At 69.4% G+C, this 2,443-nt stretch carries 1 protein-coding gene; it reads left to right on the forward strand.

Annotation, left to right across the window (positions count from 1 at the left end):
- Positions 1–28: 28 nt before the first annotated feature.
- The coding region (locus UK12_RS32255; protein ID WP_045306766.1) for a VCBS repeat-containing protein at positions 29–2,443 on the forward strand (2,415 nt) is incomplete at its 3' end.

The following is a 2,443-nucleotide window of genomic DNA, read 5'->3' on the forward strand; positions in this document are numbered from 1 at the left end:
CAGCAGACGACTCTCCGGCCTGGGGGCGTTGGGTACCACCGGCGCCCTGGTCCTGGGGATGCTGGGCGCGCCGCTCGCCCAGGCGGCGACCGCTCCGACGTCCACCTCTGTTCCGGTCCCCAGCAGCAAGCCGACGCTCACCCCTGAGCAGCAGGGGATCGTGGATGCGCGGGCGGTGGCCAAGGCAACCGGGAAGCCCGCAGCGGTCGACGCGTTGACCACCGAGACGGCGTTGACACAGGTCAACCCGGACGGGACGTTGACCACCGTCGACCGCATCCAGCCGGTGCGCACCAAGCGCAATGGGACGTGGGCGGATCTGGACGCGACGCTGCACAAGAACGTGGACGGAACGCTGAGCCCGGCCGTCAGCTCCACCGGCCTGGCGATCTCGGGCGGTGGCAGTGGCCCGATGGCCACCGTCACCACAGCCGACGGCAGGAAACTCGCAGTCAGCGCTCCCTTCACACTGCCCACGCCGACACTCGACGGTGCCAGCGCGACCTACGCCAACATGCTGCCGGATGTGGACCTTCAGGTCACCGCGCTGCCGGCGGGAGGCTGGCGTGACGTCATCATCGTCCGCACAGCAGCCGCCGCCGCGGACCCTCGGCTGAAGAGTCTGCGTTTCCCGGTCAAGGCCGAGGGTCTGAACATCTCAGCGGACGATGCCGGGAACCTGACTGCCAAGGACACCAATGGTCGCGTCCGGCTGGCCGCGCCCCCGCCCCTCCAATGGGACTCAACCCTGCCGGTCCAGGCGACATCGAGCGCACAGCCGACGGTCAGTAGCCGCTCGACAGTGGCCGCGCCGCGCACGGCACAGGTGACCGCCGAGCCCGCCTCCAGCGCCGAGGCGCCGGGCGAACAGGCTCACCAGTCCCCGATGGGCATCACCGCCGACAACAGCAGCCTGACCCTCACCCCGGACCCGCAGACCTTCGGCAAGGGCACCGGCCCCTGGTACCTCGACCCCACGATCGCCGCGACCGGCCAGACCCAGGCCTACGCCCAGGTCCAGGAGTTCCATCCCAGCTACACCTACACCAGTGGCATGAGCGATCTCGGGTTCGGCTACTGCGACTACGGTGACTGCACCGGCACCGGCCGTCAGCGCGTCTACTACCAGATCGGCACGCCGTCGGCGCTCCTCAACCCGCCGTCCGGAGCCTCCAGCCCGGTCATCCACGACTCCACCCTGTCCCTGCAGGCCACGGCTGCCTCGAACCCCCGCGGATCGACGGTCATGCAGGTCTACGACAGCGGTGGCATCGGGTCGGGCACGACCTGGAACAACCAGCCCTGCGGGACCGACAGCTCGCCCGGGTCGCACTGCCGGTACGTATCGTCGTCGCCGTCCTTCACCGGCAACGGGCAGGTCAACCTCGACGTCACCAGCATCATCAAGACGGCTGTCGCATCCGGCTGGAGCAACTGGACGCTGATGCTCGCCGCAGCTGACGAGACCGACGATGCCATGCGGCACCACCTCTCCACCAACCCCACCATCACGACGAACTACGACATCGCGCCGGTCGTTTCCTCTCCGCGCACCAGTCCTGCGCCCTTTCAGGCGAACACCGGCGCAACCGCACCGTGCGAGTCGAGCACTCAGCCGTACTGGGTCGGCGCCGGCCAGAACATCAGTCTCACCGTCAACAACTGGTCCCCGGCCGGACTGCCCCTGTTGACCACGTTCAACCTGTGGGACAACGACGACAGCACCTTCAGCTGGACCGGCAACAGCGGCTGGGCCGGGAGCTCCAACCCCAACGGCGTCAGCGTCGCCGTCGGCTCCCTGACCGACGGCCACCAGTACGGCTGGAACGCACAGGCCTCCGACACCGACGGCAGCGCCTGGGGGCTCTCGTCCGGCAACACCTCCGGATGCCACTTCCGGGTCGACAAGACCCCGCCGTCGGTGAGCGTCAGCTCCCTCGACTTCCCGCCGTCGGGCACGCAGAACCCCTCACCGACGAAGTTCAACACCGACACCGGCACGTTCACCATCACCGGCACCGACCCCGTGCCGTCCACCGGCACCAGGGCGTCCGGCCTCGCCTGCTACCGCTGGAGCGCCAACCCGAGCCCGGTCACCAACTGGCACTGCGGTGACTCCGCCAACAACGTCGACACCGGCATCGTGGCGGCCACCGCCGCCTCGAACACCTTCGCCTACACCCCCGGCACCTGGGGTGCCAACACCCTGTACGTCCAGGCGCAGGACAACGCGGGCAACTACAGCCAGCCCGCTGCCTATTCCTTCTACGCGCCGTGGAAGCCGGGCAGCATGCCGGTCTTCGGCGACCTCACCGGTGACCGCAAGCCCGACGTCGTGCTCCCCGACCCTGCGGGCAACCTGCGGCTGATCCAGCCGACGCTGGACCCGGCGACCGCTCCGGCCATCTCCGGTGCCGCCTCGGCCGCGCCCGCCAGCAGCACC

Origin of the sequence: Saccharothrix sp. ST-888, from assembly GCF_000955975.1 — a bacterium.
Lineage (GTDB): Bacteria > Actinomycetota > Actinomycetes > Streptomycetales > Streptomycetaceae > Kitasatospora.